The 18140-nt window shown below is 60.5% G+C and carries 11 protein-coding genes; 4 read left to right on the top strand and 7 right to left on the bottom strand.

Features of this window, described 5'->3' with window-relative positions; all coding sequences use genetic code 11:
• Positions 1-104: 104 nt before the first annotated feature.
• A complete protein-coding gene (locus HPY64_00335; GenBank protein NPV65571.1) occupies positions 105-992 on the bottom strand; it encodes a prenyltransferase in 888 nt (295 codons plus the stop codon).
• A 359-nt stretch (positions 993-1351) separates the two neighbouring features.
• Here HPY64_00335 and HPY64_00330 point away from each other — a divergent pair, with 359 nt between their 5' ends.
• Positions 1352-2887, top strand: a complete 1536-nt coding sequence (locus tag HPY64_00330; GenBank protein ID NPV65570.1) for a M1 family metallopeptidase — start codon at positions 1352-1354, stop codon at positions 2885-2887.
• Between the two features lie 40 nt (positions 2888-2927).
• On the opposite strand, the gene HPY64_00325 is transcribed toward HPY64_00330, so the two are convergent.
• Positions 2928-4253, bottom strand: coding sequence for a hypothetical protein (locus tag HPY64_00325; protein ID NPV65569.1), 1326 nt, complete (start codon positions 4251-4253; stop codon positions 2928-2930).
• Positions 4254-4280: 27 nt separating this feature from the next.
• Positions 4281-5231, bottom strand: coding sequence for a hypothetical protein (locus tag HPY64_00320; GenBank protein NPV65568.1), 951 nt, complete (start codon positions 5229-5231; stop codon positions 4281-4283).
• Between the two features lie 128 nt (positions 5232-5359).
• Between HPY64_00320 and HPY64_00315 the strand changes: the two genes are divergently transcribed.
• The 3 genes from HPY64_00315 (at position 5360) to typA (ending at position 10267) form a co-directional block, all read left to right on the top strand.
• Positions 5360-7153, top strand: a complete 1794-nt coding sequence (locus HPY64_00315) for an ABC transporter ATP-binding protein (GenBank protein NPV65567.1) — start codon at positions 5360-5362, stop codon at positions 7151-7153.
• An 84-nt stretch (positions 7154-7237) separates the two neighbouring features.
• Entirely contained in the window at positions 7238-8212 is a 975-nt protein-coding gene (locus HPY64_00310; GenBank protein NPV65566.1) for a Gfo/Idh/MocA family oxidoreductase, read from the top strand.
• A gap of 189 nt (positions 8213-8401) precedes the next feature.
• Entirely contained in the window at positions 8402-10267 is a 1866-nt protein-coding gene (typA, locus tag HPY64_00305) for a translational GTPase TypA (protein ID NPV65565.1), read from the top strand.
• Between the two features lie 45 nt (positions 10268-10312).
• Here the strand turns inward: typA and HPY64_00300 are convergent, their stop codons facing one another.
• From HPY64_00300 to HPY64_00285, 4 genes are all read right to left on the bottom strand, one after another.
• Complete coding sequence (locus HPY64_00300; protein NPV65564.1) at positions 10313-11272, bottom strand: polysaccharide deacetylase family protein; 960 nt, start codon at positions 11270-11272, stop codon at positions 10313-10315.
• Positions 11273-11352: 80 nt separating this feature from the next.
• A complete protein-coding gene (locus tag HPY64_00295; GenBank protein ID NPV65563.1) occupies positions 11353-12471 on the bottom strand; it encodes a glycosyltransferase in 1119 nt (372 codons plus the stop codon).
• Positions 12468-14663: a DUF4091 domain-containing protein gene (locus HPY64_00290; GenBank protein ID NPV65562.1), complete on the bottom strand. Its 2196-nt coding sequence runs from the start codon at positions 14661-14663 to the stop codon at positions 12468-12470. Before HPY64_00290 ends, HPY64_00295 begins: the two co-directional genes overlap by 4 nt.
• Positions 14663-18103 (bottom strand): LysM peptidoglycan-binding domain-containing protein, encoded by a 3441-nt coding sequence (locus HPY64_00285; protein ID NPV65561.1) that lies wholly within the window; start codon positions 18101-18103, stop codon positions 14663-14665. The genes HPY64_00290 and HPY64_00285 overlap by 1 nt, the downstream gene beginning before the upstream one ends.
• Positions 18104-18140: the final 37 nt, after the last annotated feature.

Genomic DNA, 18140 nt, shown 5'->3' with positions numbered 1-18140 from the left:
GCTCTACGCCAATGGCGCGTCAGCCCCGCTAATTTGCCGACCGAAACAAAAGGCGCCCCCATGGAGCGCCCATCAAACCCGATTTGCCAGCAGCACCAATAGCCCTACCCTACCAGAGCCAGGGCTAGCCACAGAGCGACTGTCGCGTTCGCTGTAATCAGAAATTGAATCTGGATGTTTCCACTGGTGTCGGCAACCTGTCCGCCGCGCATATCCATGCCAGGGCGGTACACATACATCACCACAGCGAAGACACCAACACCCACAAATGGCAACCAGATCGGCAGAACGCCCAGCGCAAACGCGCTGAGGAAGAACACGATCGCCAGGGCAACACACAGATACATCAACAGGCGAGTCATGCGCTCGCCAACAATGATCGCCGTATTGTGCAACCCGGCTGCTTTATCGATTTCGTAGTCGCGAAGCTGGTTATAGAGCTGGCCGTATATCGACACGAGTGTGACAGCCAACATTACCAGCCAGACCCACCCCGGATTCACATCGTAGGTAAAGTAGCCAGCCAGAAATAGCAACCCGCTCAGCATCAACGAATGGGAGGTCACATCGGCCACCGGCCAGGCCTTGAGACGTATCGGCTTCCAGGAGTAGAAATGCGACAGCAGCACCGTCAACACCCCGATGCCCAGCACCCACCAGCCGCCACAAGCATAGAGAACCAGTGACAGAAACGCCACTAGCATGGATGCTGTCCACCCGGAACGAATGGAGAGTTCCCCCATCGCAATGGGATTACGAGCGGCGCGGGCCGGATCGCGAGAGTCGTCTGGCGCATCCTCGATGTCATTGATCATGAAGGCGTAGGCGACCGCCAGGATGTTAGCCGCCGTAACCGCCACCAACCGCCAGTCCAGCGGTTGCCCGGAAAGCAGAGCGGCAAATACCGTTACCGGGACTGTAAAAGGAACGAATTCTTTCCATCGGGTGAGCCGGATCAAGCTGACCGTTTTCGTGGCTATATGCTGCTGCATGATTCCCCCTCCCATGATCAGGATGATCGCGGAATGAGCGCGGACTTAACGTTACCTATAACCCACAGATGATACGCAGGATACGCACCCAGGGTAGCAGGAAGAACATGCGCCATTCTAGCCGCACAATGGCGACAGCACAAGAGCAGGAATCCTGCGCTGGTGCCGGTAACGATCTTCGCAGGAACTGCCGACATTCGGCATCGCTATCGACAGACAAGGGCAATTCCCGGCGCGATCACCAGCGGGCAACTTACCACAGGGTAGCCCGACGCCGGATATAATGTATCTCTGCGCAGGCCGTAATCTTGTTCTGCAGCCAGCACGCCATGCGGTTATCTCATGCCATGAAACGATTGATGAACGCCTCCCTTTGCAGTCTCCTGTTATTGGCTCTCGTGATCGGTTGCCTTCCCTCGGCTCCCCCGGCGACCATCGCCCCGCCTGCTCCAACAGCCACGGCGGTATTCATACAGACAACGTCAGCCACACCGGCAACCACGCTACCGCATTCCCCAACAACCGCGCCCGAACCGACAGGGGGAATAGAACGCTGCCCTCTCGTCGAGAATGGGCCGACCATCACCTATGTGATCCGGGCAGAACTCGATTATGCACTCAAACATCTTGTAGCTCACCAGCGCGTTACCTTCCGTAATCCTGAGGATGCGCCCCTGGATCAACTGGTCTTCTATGTCATGCCTAACCGGGAACCCGGTCTGTTTCACCTGGAAAGCATTGCCATTCCCGGGCAAACCGGTGCCTCCGCGGTCACTCTGGAAGGGGTACGCCTGACGATCTCGCTTCCAACCCTGCTCCAACCGGGTTGCCGGGTAGTCCTGAACCTCGATTATACGTTAGACATCCCGCGTATGGGCGTCGGCCCCTTTGCCCGGCAGGGGTACCTGGGCTTTTCGGACCAACAACTAAACCTGGCCCTCTGGTTTCCGGCAGTGGCAGCACGTGCCGGGAGGCAATGGATAACACCAGTTCCTGTCACGGTTGGTGAGCAGACTGTCCTGCCTGCCGCAGATTTTGACCTTTGCCTGGCTGTAGAGAATCTGCCCCCGACGTTGACAGTCGTTGGCCCCGGCACAGCGCGCCATGAATCATGCGGCTGGCGATATCAACTGACCGGCGCCCGCGAAATTGCCCTCAGCCTTGGCGACAACTATCGTCAGATTACTGCCCCGGCTCTTGACGGAGCAGTTCTGGTCGAGCTTTACACCTTTGCGTCCACATCCGCTGAAGCGGCAGAACAGGCGCTGCACACCGCGGTGGCTGCCCTTAATCTTTTCGCTGACCTGTACGGCCCTTACCCTCACGACCGTCTGATCATCCTGGAAAGCGATTTCCCAGACGGTATGGAATTCAGTGGGCTGGTCTATGTGGGCAGCGAGTGGTTTCGCTCCTATCGTGGTGATCCGGCTTCTTACCTGACCCTGATCACGGCGCATGAGGTCGCACACCAGTGGTGGTACCACCGGGTAGGCAATGATCAGAGCAGCCATCCCTGGCTGGATGAAGCCCTGGCGACCTACAGTGAATATGTTTTTCTGCAGGAAAGCTACCCGGACCTGGTCGACTGGTGGTGGGATTTTCGCGTCAACAGCTTCCATCCAACGGGATTTGTTGACTCAACTGTCTACGAGTTCCAAACCGCCCGGGACTATATCAACGCCGTCTATCTGCGCGGTGCACAGCTTCTTCATGCCCTGCGCCAGGAGATCGGCACAGAAGCATTTTTCGCCTGGCTGCAGACCTACGCAGCCAGCATGAGCGGCCAGATTGCTGCTCCGGCCAATTTCTGGGCAACGCTGGAACCCGATCTATTCGATCGAACCGTGGAGACTCGCCGGGCCTTCCTGCGCCATAGTCAACCGGATGTCCCGTAACCAAGCGCAGCTTGCCCCCGGCGGCATAGCTGACACGACCTCAGGCGCCAATACAATCCATCACGGCGGCTTCGAGCACCTTGGCATAGGCAGCGCGATTCCGGTGGAGCGCCGCCAGGATCGGTGCGCGGAAGCGCCTCAGCAGTTCCCCGAACATCACCAGCAGGATTTGCCGGGTATCCGCCTGGTCGAGCATTTCCGGCAAACGATCGTCTGGTAGGTCAACAGGCACCTGATTGATCCGGACTGCTCCGTCACGGGCATACCGCTGTAGCGCATGGGCCAGCATCGCCCGCAGTAGCGCTGGCTCGTGAGCCGCGATCACACGCAATGCGACAAGCCAGTCAACACCTGTGATCTTGAGGTAAGTGCATGACCCGGCGTAGCGCGCCAGGATCGGATACACGCGGCAACCCTCCGGCCCAGCACGAACCGTCAGTTTGTAAGGCCCCAGTTCACGGGCAATCCCGACGTGCGCAGCGCAGAGCATCTCCAGATCAGACACGGCATCCTGTGCTTGAACTGACGGCTTTGCCCCGTGCAATACCAGACTAGTGAAGCGTACGCCCCGCCGCAACAGCTCAGCAGCAATGAACCGGTGTGCCAGTGGGCTGAGCAAACTGCTGCCTCCGCCAGGGTTAATCTCCAGGTCGTAGAGTCGCCCTTCCAGGCGCCGACCAAGATGACCAGCCAGGCGAGTCAGCTCCACGATAGCCGGGCCATAGGCGCAGGCAATGCGCTTCACGGCTTCTTCGCCAGCCAGCCCTGCCGGTGCAACGTCCCGGTAGGTAGCCAGCAACCTCTCAGGGCTGAAAGCCAGTTGTTCCCACGGCAACGCTGCAAATTTCTCGTCCAGAGTCGCCTCCGGATCTGTAAGCGCAGCCAGGTTCAGAAAGCAACTTTGCGGTTCAAGCGTAAAACTTGTGAATCCAGCCTCAACGCACAGGTCGATCATGGCCGTCGTCTGTAGACCATCGACGTCCGCGCCATATCCATCACGGTCACCGGCGGCCAGCACCTCCCACGTGGCGGCGTCGATGACCTCCTGAGGTGTGCGCCCGGTTTCCCCCATCTCCTGGATGGACTGCTGAGCCAGTACCGGAAAGAGTCCGCACTGCCGTGCTACACGGAGCAGACCCGGCACAGCCAATCCCAGCCGATCGCTCAGGCCGATCGACTGGCGTAGACCTGCCGGAACTGGTGCTGTCCAGGGCAGCAGCCGCCGAACAGCTACAGCGTTATCGGCATCCAGAGGACATACCCAGACATCCGGCTCCACTTCCTCACCGTGGAATCCGCGCCCGGCCTCTCCTATCACGCGCAGGCGCACTCCCTGCAGCGTCTGGATGACACTCACCTCATCCATGGTATGCTCCGGCCTGTTCATATTTCGTCACGCTGACCCACCCGCAGGAAAGTCCCCGCTGCGCTGACCTTGCCCCTCCAGCGCCAATCTCGCCAGCAGCGCCGCCCCAATCACCGGCGGGTAGCGCGGCTGTGGCGCCTCCGACAATCCCAGGCGCTGGCACAACCGATCGCGAACTGGCGTCGGGTTAACAAGCAATCCACCGGCAAAGGCAATCGGCAGATCGCTGGCTCCAAGCTGTCCGATCACCGCCCGGCAAAGCAGCGCCAGCTCCGCCGCAGCCCGATCCACAATCTCGCCAGCCACACGGTCGCCATCCACAGCCGCCTGACACACCAGCGGCGCCAGGCGGGCGACCTCGCGCGTGCGGCTGATCTCGGCCCGGTACAACCATAGAGTCACAGCCTGGACATCCGGCAGTTCGAGAGCAGCCAGAAGATGCTGTTCAAGGGTGGATCTTTCCCCGCGCCCATCCGCAGCCCGCATCACGGCGCGCAACCCTTCCAGGCCGATCCAGTACCCGCTGCCCTCGTCGCCCAGCAGATACCCCCACCCTCCTGCCCGCGCCGTGCATCCAGAAGCGTCAATGCCCAGCGCGACACTCCCTGTGCCCGCCAGCACCAGTACACCATACCTTGCACCGTGCGCACCGACCAACGCGATTTCCACATCCGAGCTGAGGGCAATAAATGCCTCCGGAACCACCGGACGGATCACTTCCCGCAACCAGTCGCCAGCGTAGGTCGCCGATGCCCCAGCAATCCCGACCCCTGCAGCGCCAATCTGGTCAGCTGTCAACCCGGCCTGTTCGAGTGCGCTGCGCAACACCTTCTGGATCAGCGCCGCTGCTGCTTCGCGGCCTACGACGCTTGGGTTAACCGTGCCACCCTCTGCCTGAGCCAGCACTTCCAGCGCCAGGCTTGTAATCGCCACCCGTACATAGCTACCGCCACCATCAATACCAACCAGATAAGTCATTGCCATCTATCTCCGCCATGCTGCCAGCGCAAGACCGGCCTGAGTCTAGTCCAGGCCGCGCGGATGCGCTAGAATAGCCCCTGATCCCGCCCACCCTAATACCTGCAACGCCCCAGGACAGAATCCTCATGCCAGATCACCACAACCGCCATCCTCTCCTGCGCCTGTTTGGCTACGCTCGCACTTACCGCACCCGCATGGTGCTGGCCAGCCTGTTTTCCATCCTCAACAAAACGGTTGACCTCGCGCCGCCGGCCCTGATCGGGGCAGCGGTGGACATTGTCGTCCAGCAGGAACAGTCGTTCATCGCCCGTTTCGGGATCATTGACGTAGATCATCAGCTGTTCGCCCTAACCGGGCTGACGGTAGTCATCTGGGTGCTGGAATCCGTGTTTGAGTACTTTCACAAGATCATCTGGCGCAATCTGGCTCAGGCGGTTGAACACGATCTGCGCATCGACGCCTATGCCCACGTCCAGAATCTGGACATGGCGTATTTTGAAGACCAGAACACCGGCGGGCTGATGTCGATCCTCAACGACGACATCAACCAGCTGGAGCGCTTCCTGGACAACGGCGCAAACAACATCATTCAGGTGCTCACCACCGTCCTGGTCATTGGCGGCATGTTCTTCCTGGTCGCGCCATCGGTCGCCTGGCTGGCCTTGCTGCCCATGCCGCTGATCATCTGGGGATCGATCCGCTTCCAGAAGATTCTGGCGCCGCGCTATGCAGCCGTCCGTGAACAGGTCGGTATTCTCAACAGCCAGCTGGCCAACAACCTGAGTGGCATCGCTACGATCAAGAGCTTCACCTCTGAAGCTCACGAAGTGCAGCGCATCCGCATCAGCAGCGAAACCTACCGGGAACACAACCGCCGCGCGATCTCGCTCAGTTCGGCGTTTGTCCCGCTCATCCGGATGCTGATCATGAGTGGCTTCATTGCGATCCTGATCTTCGGTGGGCGGCTGGCCCTAAGCGGAGCGCTGGAAGTCAGTCTCTACAGTGTCATGGTGTTCATGACTCAGCGCCTGCTGTGGCCGCTGACCAGCCTGGGCGAGGTACTCGACCAGTACCAGCGGGCCATGGCCTCGACAACCCGCATCCTGGACCTGCTGGACACACCTGCGCTGATCGACGACGGCCCGCAGCCCCTGCCGCTGGAAAGCGTTCGCGGGGAGATCAGCTTTGAGCGTGTCTCTTTCCGCTACAAGAACGGCCAGGAAGTGCTGCGCGATCTCTCCCTGCATATTCCTCCCGGCGAAACCGTCGCTATTGTCGGGGCCACCGGAGCCGGTAAGAGCACCATCATTAAGCTGCTACTCCGCTTCTACGATGTCACTGACGGGTGTATCCTGCTAGACAGGCATGACCTGCGTGAGCTACAGGTTACCAACCTGCGCAACGCCATTGGCCTGGTTAGCCAGGATGTCTACCTGTTTGATGGCACCGTCCGGGAGAATATCGCCTATGGCACCTTTGACGCCAGCCTGGAGGATATTGTAGCCGCAGCCCGTATCGCCGAGGCCCACGACTTCATCATGGCCCTGCCGCAGGGTTATGATACCCTCGTTGGCGAACGCGGTCAGAAGCTCTCCGGCGGTCAACGACAGCGAATCTCCATCGCGCGGGCCGTGCTCAAGAATCCGCCTGTACTGGTCCTGGACGAAGCCACCTCCAGCGTAGACAATGAGACCGAGGCCGCTATTCAGCGTTCGCTGGAGCGCATCATCATCAATCGCACGACGATCGTGATTGCCCACCGCCTTTCGACCATCCGCAACGCCGATCGCATCTTCGTGCTGGACAATGGCGCTTTGAAGGAACAGGGCCGTCATGAAGACCTGATCCGCCGGGATGGCATCTACGCCGCCCTGTGGCGGGTGCAAACCGGCGAGCGTTTGCTCGCAGCAGCGGATTGACCGTTGCCGCCTCCCGGTTCATGGGTGCAGGCGGAGACCATCAGCGCCAGATCAGAGGCTGGCCAGCAGAAAGGAAAATCAACCATGGCAGACAAGATCCGCTGGGGCATCCTCAGCACCGCGCATATCGGACGGGTACGGGTCATCCCCGCCATCCAGAAGGCCCGCAACAGCGTTGTCGCGGCGGTAGCCAGCCGCGACCTGGAGCGCGCCAGAACCTTTGCCCGTGAACTGAACATCCCCACCGCCTACGGCTCCTACGAGGAACTGCTCGCCGATCCCAACATCGACGCGATCTACAATCCCCTGCCCAACAGCGAGCATGCCCTGTGGAGCATCAAGTGCGCCGAGGTCAGCAAAGCGACGCTATGCGAGAAACCCCTGGCCAGCAACGCCGCGGAAGCACAGGTGATGGTCGATGCCTTCGCCAGGCGTCATGTCCTGCTGGCAGAAGCCTTTATGTACCGCTTCCATCCCCAGACTCAACGCGTGAAGGCCATGATCGCCGATGGTGCAGTAGGCGAGATCAACCTGATTCAGGCATCCTTCACCTTTGACATCACTGGTCGCGAAGATGACATCCGCCTCAAACGGAATCTGGCTGGTGGCGCGCTGATGGATGTGGGCTGCTATTGCGTGAACGTGATGCGCCTGATGACCGGCGAGGAGCCAGACGACGTGCGCGCCTTCGCCAGAACAGGCCGCGAAGTGGATGAAACGCTCACCGGCATGCTGAGCTTTCCTTCCGGGGCGCTCGGACATCTGGACTGCGGATTCCGCGCCATAACCACCAATACCTACGAAATCCGGGGACGCCGGGGACGTATCGTCGTTGACCCGGCTTTCATACCGGCTTCGAACAGGGAGACCGTGATCCGGTACTACCACGATAATGTTTGCGATGAGATCGTGATTCCGCCAACCGATCAATACCAGCTCATGGTGGAAGACTTTGCCGACGCCCTGCTGAACAGCCGCCCGCCCCGGTTCGAACCGCTGGATGCCGTCCGCAATATGGTCGTCATCGACCGCCTGTATGCCTCCCTCCCCAGCCACTAGACCGATCAGCAGGGCCGTCCGCCCAGCCGTCACCGGCGGCCCTGCGCTATCTTTACCCCTTGTGGGCACAATCCCGCAAATCCGTCATTGACATGCCGCCGGGCGACCGGCATAATCCATCGCCGCTCGAACGACGTGCCCTCTGGCACGGGCGCAGCAATCCTCTGGATTGAGACTGAACAAACCCCTATGACTCAGGTACGCACCGACCTCCGCAACATTGCCATCATCGCCCATGTTGACCACGGCAAGACCACCCTGGTCGACGGCATGCTCAAGCAGGCCAAAGTCTTCCGGGAAGGTGCCCTTACCGGGGAACGCATCCTGGACTCTAATGCTCTGGAGCGTGAACGCGGGATCACGATCCTGGCCAAAAACACGGCTATCACCTGGCAGGGGGTCAAGATCAACATTGTCGATACACCCGGTCATGCCGATTTCGGCGGGGAAGTGGAGCGCGTCCTTAATATGGTCGATGGTGCTCTACTGCTCGTCGATGCCGTGGAAGGGCCGATGCCCCAGACTCGTTTTGTCCTGCGCAAGGCGCTGGCGCTCGGCTTGCGGGTCATTGTCGTGATCAATAAGATCGATCGTCCTTTTGCCCGCTCCAACGAAGCCCTCAACAGAACCTTTGACTTGTTCTTAGAACTGGGCGCCAGCGATGAACAGGCTGACTTTCCGGTTGTCTACGCCATCGGCCTGGAAGGCCGCGCCGGCTACAGCCCGGACGCGATCGCGAACGATCTGACCCCCCTCTTCGAAACCATCCTCCGCGAGATTCCCGGCCCTGTCTGCGAACCGGAAGCGCCCGCCTTGTTACAGGTGACCACCCTGGAATACGACAACTATAAGGGTCAGATCGGCGTTGGTCGGCTGCGGGCGGGAATGCTGAAACGAGGAATGCCCATCGTACGCATTGCGCCAGATGGCCAGCGTACCATGGGGCGGTTGGAGTACCTGTTCACGTACCACAACCTGGAGCGCCTTGAGGTCGAAACGGCTCAGGCCGGGGATATCGTGGCCGTTGCCGGACTGGAAGCCATCAATATCAGCGACACCATTGCCGATCCATCAATCACCACGCCACTGCCGCTGATCAGCGTTGAGCAGCCAACTGTACGGATGACCTTTGGCGTCAATACGTCGCCCTTTGCCGGGCGAGAAGGCAAGCCGGGCTGGGGCACTTCCCGCCGCCTGCGGGAGCGCCTGTATAACGAGATGCGCAGCAATGTGGCACTGCGGGTAGAAGACGGCCAGACGCCTGACCGCTTCATCGTTAGTGGCCGGGGGGAACTACACCTGGCAATCCTGATCGAAACCATGCGCCGCGAGGGGTACGAGTTTGAAGTCAGCAAGCCAGAAGTGATCTTCCACACCGATCCGGACACTGGCGAGTTACTGGAGCCAATCGAGGAAGTCCATATTGAGATCGCCGATGATCTGACCGGTACGATCTTCGAATTGATCGGGGCGCGGCGCGGGCAACTCCTTGACATGCAGAGCGAGAACGGCACGACCTACCTGCGCTACCTGGTACCTACCCGCTTCCTGCTGGGTTTCCAGTCACAGTTCGTGCGGGCTACCGGCGGCCTGGGCCAGTTCAACACGCTGTTCCACGGTTACGCGCCCGTCTTGTCCGGCGATCCACCCCGCCGCCAGTTCGGGAGCCTGGTCGCCGTGGAAACCGGCACTGCGGTCAACTATGCAATGACCCACCTGCAGCAGCGGGGTACCTTCTTCATCACACCCGGCACCGAGGTCTATCGCGGCCAGGTCGTTGGCGAACACATCCGCGCCGAAGATTTGGACATCAACGTGAACAAGACCAAGAATCTGACCGCCGTGCATACCCGCAGCTATGCAGAGGAATTGCGACTCAAGCCGGTGCGCGAAATGAGCCTCGACGACTTCATCGAATTCATGGCTGAAGATGAACTGCTGGAAGTGACACCACAGAGCCTGCGGCTGCGCAAGCGCATCCTCGATCCGGAGCAACGCATGAAGCAGCTCAAGCGACGGGAGAAACTGTTGGCGGAAGATAAAGCCGATCGCTGAGTCACATGGGTTAGCTGCAGGTGAATACGCCCGAATCCGCCTGCCCTATACTGCGGCCTGGCCGATGAAAGGCGGGTGCTCCATCAGCGCGGGCAGACCCATCACTTTGAACACAAACCGCTCCATGGTGTCGCGTCCGCCAAGGTACACCCGCGGGATTTCCAGCGGATGCTGCCGCGCCACCTGTGAGCGCAGCGGGCCCGTTAGCAGCGTGAACGCCGTCCTGATGCCAGCTTGCCGCAGCAACTGCATGGTAGTCGCTGTGTAATCGCCCACGCCGCCGTTTGGGTAAGCAAATGCGCTGATCGTCTGGCCGGTCTCCTCTCGAATCCGTTCGCACGAGCCAACAATCTCGCGTCGCTGCACTTCCTCATCAACCCGCGCCAGGATGGGATGCGTGACTGTGTGTGGCTGGCAGGCAATTCCTGCGTTCACCAGTTCGCGGACGTGATCCCAGGCCATGAATAGATCGGGATCAGGCCCCGGTGGATCAACCTGCAACGCTTCGCCCGCCTGCCGGAGCGCAACCAGTTTCTCCGCTTCAGGGATGCGCTTTAACTGCCCTACCAGCGCCTCACACGCTGCCCGGCGTAACGCCGGCGACGACAGGTCGCGCTCACCGATCAAAGGCAGGGTGGCGGCCTGCCGCTGCGTGTGATGGAAGTAATAGGCGCACTCGTCCCACCATGCCGGCAGCGGGTTATCCATGCGGCTGGTTAGGAGGAAGATCACCGCCGGGAAACCGTAGTGTTTCAATACTGGATAGGCGTGGGAGTAGTTATCCAGATAGCCGTCATCGAACGTGATGAGCAGCGGGCGTGGTGGTAGGCTCCGGCCATGATGCAGGAAGGCGTTCACCGCTTCCAGGTCGACCACATTGAAGTGCTCCCGGATATACGCCATCTGCTGGGCGAACTTCTCCGGCGTCGCGCTCACATTCGGCGGATAGTACTGAAACCCCGGCGCAGCCGGATCCGCGATCCGGTGGTAAGCCAGAACGGTCAACCGGTCGGCTCCCCAGTAGGCATTCAGCAAAACAGGAGCCCTGAGCGCTATAAGTACCTTAAAGGCAATCTGTGCTTTGCTCATGCCAGCGCTCGATCGTAGACTTGCAGCGTCTTCGCCACCATCGTCTCCACACTGAACGCACCCTTGACCAGCGCGTAAGCAGCCAAACCCATCGCCTGCCGCTCGACGGGATGCGTGGCTACCCAGCGCAGGGCTTCCGCCAGAGCTGGCGCATCCTGTGGCGGCACCACACGGGCAGTCTCGCCATCCCGTAGGAGCGTTGCCATCCCACCCACCTGCGTGACCACCAATGGCCGCGCAAAAGCGGCTGCTTCCAGTACTACATACGGTAGCGCCTCTGACAGCGACGGCAGGCAGACGGCATCGACCGCCCGCAAAACCGCCGGGACATCTTCCACAAATCCGCAGAAGTGCACGCGCTCAGCAATCCCCAGCATATTCGCCTGCGCTTCCAGCGCCGGACGCAGCGGGCCATCGCCCACCACCAGCAGCTTCACCTGCGGCAGGTCAGCCAGGAGCGCCAGGGCCTTCAGCAGATACCAGTGGCCCTTGACTGGTTTCAGGCGGGCAATGATCGCCACCACAAAATCATCCGCGCCAACTCCCCATGCCGGGCGCACAGCCGGATCCACTGACAACAACGGCGCTTCCGGCACTGGCACTGCATTGTAAATCAGGGTACTACGGGAACCATCGCCACGGGCCGTAAGACTGGCCTGCAGCACATCGGTCACGGTGATATACTGCCGGGCCAGGAGCCGGTCGAACCAGAGCACGCTGCGATAGAGTATCCCCTTCACGCCGGGATATTCCCGGCCATAGTCGCTGTGAATCGTGGCCACCCGTCCCCGCGCCCCAGCCAGCAACGCCGCCAGATGCCCCCACAGGATGGACTGCACATTGTGGGCGTCAACAACCTCGTAGCGACCAGCGCGGATGGTTCGGCGCAGCACACCGGCCATGATCGGATTGCCACGCTGGATGGCAATCGCTTCAGCCGGCAAGCCTTCTGCTATCAGCCGTTGGTGTAGCGGGCTACCTGCCAGCGTTGCCACAGCGCACCGTGCCACGCCATCCTGCAAGGCCCTGGCCTGGGTGAGCACGCGGACTTCTGCGCCCCCATAGGCCCGCGCCAGATCTACCAGCAGCACCCTGTAGTCTCGCCTGCCTGTCATTTCACCAGCCTGAAATTATCAAGAATCAGGGTACGGCTCCCCAGCGGATAGACACCCCACTGACCGAATCCATCCCGCGCTTCATATGAAGTTGCCACCTGCAGGCTGAAATACCTGATCTGTGACCAGTCAAAAGGCTCCGTCTCGTCCATTGGAATCAGCAACGGCAGGGTGACCGTCATGTCTGCGTTCGGCCCTAGCAGCAGCCCTTTGTCCGGCAACAACAGGTAATGTCCGTCTGCATCTGTGAGACCAACATCAAGTGTGGTGAAGTAAGGGCTGAGACTCCTGACCTCAAATTGCAGCGCCCGCCACCCCTCCCAGTCTGACGTTTCAAACCACAACCCGGCCTCGTTGGCTTCGGAATCAAATGTAAGACGAAGAGCTTGGCCGCTTTCCGCCCATGGCGACTCAACGACTTCAGCCGTCACACCGGTGAACCCCCATTCCTCTGGCTGGCCAAGCCGATCAAAATCGATCAGCAAGTAGTCTTGCGTGATTGCCGCTGGCAGCGGGCGGAAGTTACTGAAGTCTGCCCGTTCACCCTCAGTCAACGCCACCAGCAAGGCCTCATGTGCCTGATCCCAGAGATCAGCGGGCGGGTTCTGGTGGGCCAGCGGGCCGGGAGTGAGCTGCCTGGCCAGGTCGCGGGCTTCCTCAGGCGAAGTGGCCTGCGCATACAGGTCCAGCAGGCGAGTGTCTTCCAGGCCCTCCCGCAACAGTTTCAGGCGGATTGAGGGCTGCGGCCCAGGCCAGACCAGCGCACCACCGCCGTAACCGGATACCGGGTACAGCGCCGTCACGTCCTGCCACGGGTCCACCAGATCGTAGTCTTCGCTGCCTACCCATTCCAGCGCCGAGTATCCGGCAATCATCCGCACATCCCTGGCGTAGACATGCCAGATCAGGCCACGCTGGATCGCTGCTGTCAGGTCAATCAGATCGCCATATTCATTCAGGTATACGCTGCTGCTCTTGCCCGGCCTGGACATCCAGGCCGCAAAAACCTCCGGTGCCGCATCCAGCACATCCACATGCACGTGGGTATCATCAGTCACCAGATCGGGGTCCAGCCAGCCAAGCTCAGCCGGGCCAGGCGGCACCGGATCTACGCCGGAAGCCGTCACGCGCAACCCTGCCACCCGCACTATTGCCGTCCACCGGGACAGCCGGGCATATCCACGCGGCCCGGCATGCCATGGTTCATCGCCAACCCAGCGCGTCTCATCATCCGGGTATACCAGCGCCCCTTCCAGGCGGTCTTTGCTACGCAGATAGTCCGCCAGCGCGCGGAAGAAAGCTTCCGCCTGGCGAACAAACTGTGGGTCGTCGAACATGGCCTGTTGATAAGGCCGGCCATGTTCATCCCGCAACAGATACTGCCCGGAGCGATCGTCGTACGGCAGGGGCGCATAGAAGAAGGCCCCTGTCGGAAGCGCATCCAGTTCCGCATCCAGCGGCGAGAAATCCCAGCCATCCGCTATCATTACGGGCTGGGCCACAAAAGTCCCCGGTACCACACCATGCGCCAGCAGCAAGGTATTCATCGCCCGGTGGAAAGCTGTCGGATCATCGCCACCAAAGAAGGGGATCGTCCAGTCAGCGTCTTCAGGGATGATCACGGTCACCGCCGGTTGCGGTTCCAGATCAACCGGGTATACACGAACCGTAACGCGGCGTTCGCCCATGCCTTTGATGGTCAGCGTTAACGTGTAGTCCCCCGGCGGTGTCTCCGGTTGCACATAGAGATCAGCCCAGATGACGGTGGGTTGCTCAGTCCGCACCTCAAAGGGGCTATCAAATGGGCGCAATCCATCAGGGATAGCGCCCGCGTCCGTCAGGCGGGCCAGCGAGACTATCTCCGGATCCGGAACATGCAACATGGGCACATACTGCTCACGATAGAGCTGTAGGCCGAAGTACTCCTCAGGATAGGACACGGAAAGCGCATCAAACTTGAGCGCGATCTGGTTGGCACGCAGCACAATCTGGAAGGGGACGTACTCCCGCCGCGCCGCATACAGGAGGATAGGTGTTTCTGGCTGTGCAGGAGGAACGGCGGTGGGCAGCACCTTAACTGTACTGCCCACCACCCACCATGTCAGCGGTGCGTTCTGCGCACTGGTTGCTTCACAGCCAATTACCACCCCCAGCAGAATGATCAGGATTGCTCTGAAGATCCTGCAGGGCATCAAGGGCGCCTCCGGGAACGTGCGGCAACCAGGATACCGAAAAGTATCGTGGTGACCAGTACAACCGCTGTGATAACCAGCAGGATATTGACCCACTCCGGCTGGCCGATCCGGGCGGGCTGCAGTTGCTCCGGATCAAGCGGCGGGAAGGTCGGGATCGGTGTCGGCGCCGTCGGCGATGGCAAGGGAACAATCGGTGTTGCGGTAACGACCGGTGTCGGTGTATTGGTCGCAGTTGCTGTAGGCGTTGGGCCGGGTGTTACTGTATAGACCGGGATGGGGGTGCTCGTCGCCTGAGCCGCGATAGCCGACTGGGTGGCCAGTTCCGGCAACGCCGTCACCAGATCTTCCTGCGCATACACCGTACGCGTGTCAATCACAGCGATCGAGTTCGGCGAGACAAATACTACATCGCCTTCTAAATCGCCACGCCAGTAGATGTTATCCGCCAGGGCGCGTACGGCATCCGCCTGACCGCGATCACCCAACCCGGCAATGACCAGAATGGCTCGCTCCGGTGACCAGGGCGACTTGACTATCTCCAGCAACCCAACGTCGTAGCCGGGTGGCAACTGGTAGACTACGTCATCCAGCTTTTGCTCGAGTGTATCCGTGCCCGGGACGAAAGGCTGCGGTAGATCAGCGTTGAGAGCTGCCAGCAGCGGATTGGTTGACGGCCGCCCGATGACGATCAGATGGTACTGGGCCAGGTCGATCCCCTCCGGCAGGTCTCCGACGCTGAACCGCGGGCGGAACGCCTCCCCACCAACGGTCTCCGCACCAAGACGCGCAACCATCCGCAGACCCTGTTCGATCTCAGTAGCGCCTGCCGCCCGTGGCAAAGATATCAACACATCACTGAGATCAGGCAGCGAGGTAAACGGTACCGGGAACCAGCTTAACAGCGGCGTCACGGCTGCCGGGTCAGCTGTCTGGGTAGGCAGGAAGATCGAACTCTCCGGGCTGACATTGAACCAGGCAACCAGTGGGTCGGGGAATACGCAATCATCAGGGTTACTGTCAATGCCATTAACCAGGATGGTCAACGTATTCTCAGCGCCAGGCTGGATACTTTCCGGCGGGATGCGCCCCCGCAGGTGATTGCGGCCCAACTCATCGGTCTCGTGCACTACGCCGCCGGTAACCGATTCCAGGGCCAGCAGCGTACTGGCGATGGGCGTGTTATTCACCAACACGGTCACCGTCGAACCCCGGCCAAGTGCCCCGGAATAGGTGAAGATGAGATCAACCGAGGCATCCGGGGCGATTGTTGCCGTGGCAGGCGCTGTAAACCTGACACTGGCTGTCTGTGTGCCGATCCCGGCCAGCAGCATCTGCGTCACGCCAAGTTCCGCAAAAGTTAGCGTGGTTTCGGTGCGCATGCCAACCGGGACTGCCGCCTTGGGTCGCACATCGCTGACCAGCGCCAGTGGTCCGCCCAGGCTCAACACCGATGGCGGGCCAGAAAGTGCCTGGGCTGCTTTGCGCAGCGCCGCTTCGTTCAGACCGGTGACTACCCCGATGGCGCGCATGGGGTTATCCGGGTTGGCAATGAGTTGAACAAGCCCGATCGATTCTGCTACCTCCTGGCCGCTCAGCCTGACCACATTGCCGCTGAGCTGTGTTGGCAGAGCGTTGTCAGCATACAACTGATCGATCAGGGCATGCTTGCCGATCTCACCGACAAGCAGCAGGTTGTTCTCACGGCGAATCTGATCGGTCAACCCGCCAGCCAGTGCAGCACGGATACGCAATTCGCCAAAAGTGAGCTGGCCCAGCGCCGCCGCAATACCCGCTGCGGATTCCAGGTCGGCCAGCGAAGGCTCATCTGGCAGAACCAGCCATACCGTCTCCGGCTCGGTGCCGATAACCGTCCCGTGATAGAACGGCTCCGGGTACCGTGCCAGATCCAGGCTGGGAGATAGCCGGTGGTATTCGAAGTGGAAGTATGACAGGTCCGAACGAATGAACGCCCTGGCAAGCGAGTTACTGTCGCAGAAATCATCCGCCATAAAGGTGACATCGATCCGGTGGCTGTTAGTCCGTTCAGGCGTGACTAACAGCGACGAGGGCAACGGGATCACCAGCGTCTGTAACCCCACGTTGGCAGCCGTCAGTGTCGTGGAGGAAATCAGCGTGTCATCCAGCCTGACATTGAGGATGCTCACCAGCGGGCGCATGGGATCAGCAAGCGGCGAGAGATTCTGCGTGTACTCCAGGTTGAGGTACAGAACGTTGTTACCATCCAGCTGCCAATCGGTAGGCAAGTCCAGCCGGAACTGTGCAGCACTCCGTGGCGAAACCAGATCAACATTGCTCACCTGGAAGCTGGCCAGAGCGACGTCCTGCGCAATCAGGGGGCCACTGGCCACCACCTGCTGAGGCGCCGCCAGAATGGGAGTGGGCGTTGCGGTCACGCAGGCCGGCGCACCAGCGCTGGCTGACACAGGCTCCACGATCTGTCCGGGGACATCTGCTGTCTGCACCGGAATGATAAGCCGCTGCCCTACCAGGATAACCGCGGCTGGTTGCAGGGCATTGGCCTGACGAATCACGTCTACGGTTGTAGAGAATCGACCGGCTACCCCCTGAAGCGTGTCTCCAGCACGTACAACGTAGGTGAACTGGAATGGATACTCCGCTGCATAGGCGGGGAGCTCGCCCGCTCCACCTACTGTCACCACTCCTGGCGGACAAACCGGAAGTGTGGCCGTTGGCGTGAGGGTCGGCGGCGCAAGTTCCACAGCAGTGGTCGGGGAGGGTGTTACCTGCAGAGCGACCGGCTGAGTCTGTGCACCGCTGAGGATCGACGCCGGGATGACCAGCGGCCGATTGGGCGTAGGAATAGCGACCGGAGTCCCGGCAGGGATGCGCTGGGCAACATCAACGAAAACCCAGCCATTCATCGGGCTATAGCTGGAATAATCGACATACAGCCAGTCTTCGTACTGGCCACCGTACTCCTTCACACACATCTGGGTGCCCTGTGGCAACCCACCCACCACAGCGCAGGTTTCCGCCGCGCAGCGCCGGACAACAGCTTCCGGCACAGTGATCTCCCAGGCTTCGCAGTCAACATCCCCGGTATAGCCAGGCAGACCAGGAGCTACAATGTCAGCGCTGATATAGCGAATCGGGGAATCAGCATTCTGTGGTTCTGGATCGATCAGAAGCCAGCCCGGCGTCTCTGAAACGCCCAGAACGCACACAACCTCCTGGTTGCGCACACCACCCACTCTGCTGCAACCCGTTCCTGCGCAGGAGCGCACCACACCTTCGTCCACAGTCACGTAGTAGAGCTGGCAGGCCGGCAAAGGAACCGGGGTAGGTGTCAAAGTAGGGGTCGGATTCTGGGCAGTAACGCCGGGGATGACCGCCAGTATGAGCACTACAAGACCGCTTAACAATGCAAGGGAAGCTAAACGCACCTGGAGTCTCATCGAATTCTTCTCTATCTATAGTTGGGGGCAGCAGCTT

Source organism: Anaerolineae bacterium (assembly GCA_013178165.1).
Taxonomy (GTDB): Bacteria; Chloroflexota; Anaerolineae; order Aggregatilineales; family Ch27; genus Ch27.
This window is presented reverse-complemented; position numbering and strand designations above follow the sequence as displayed.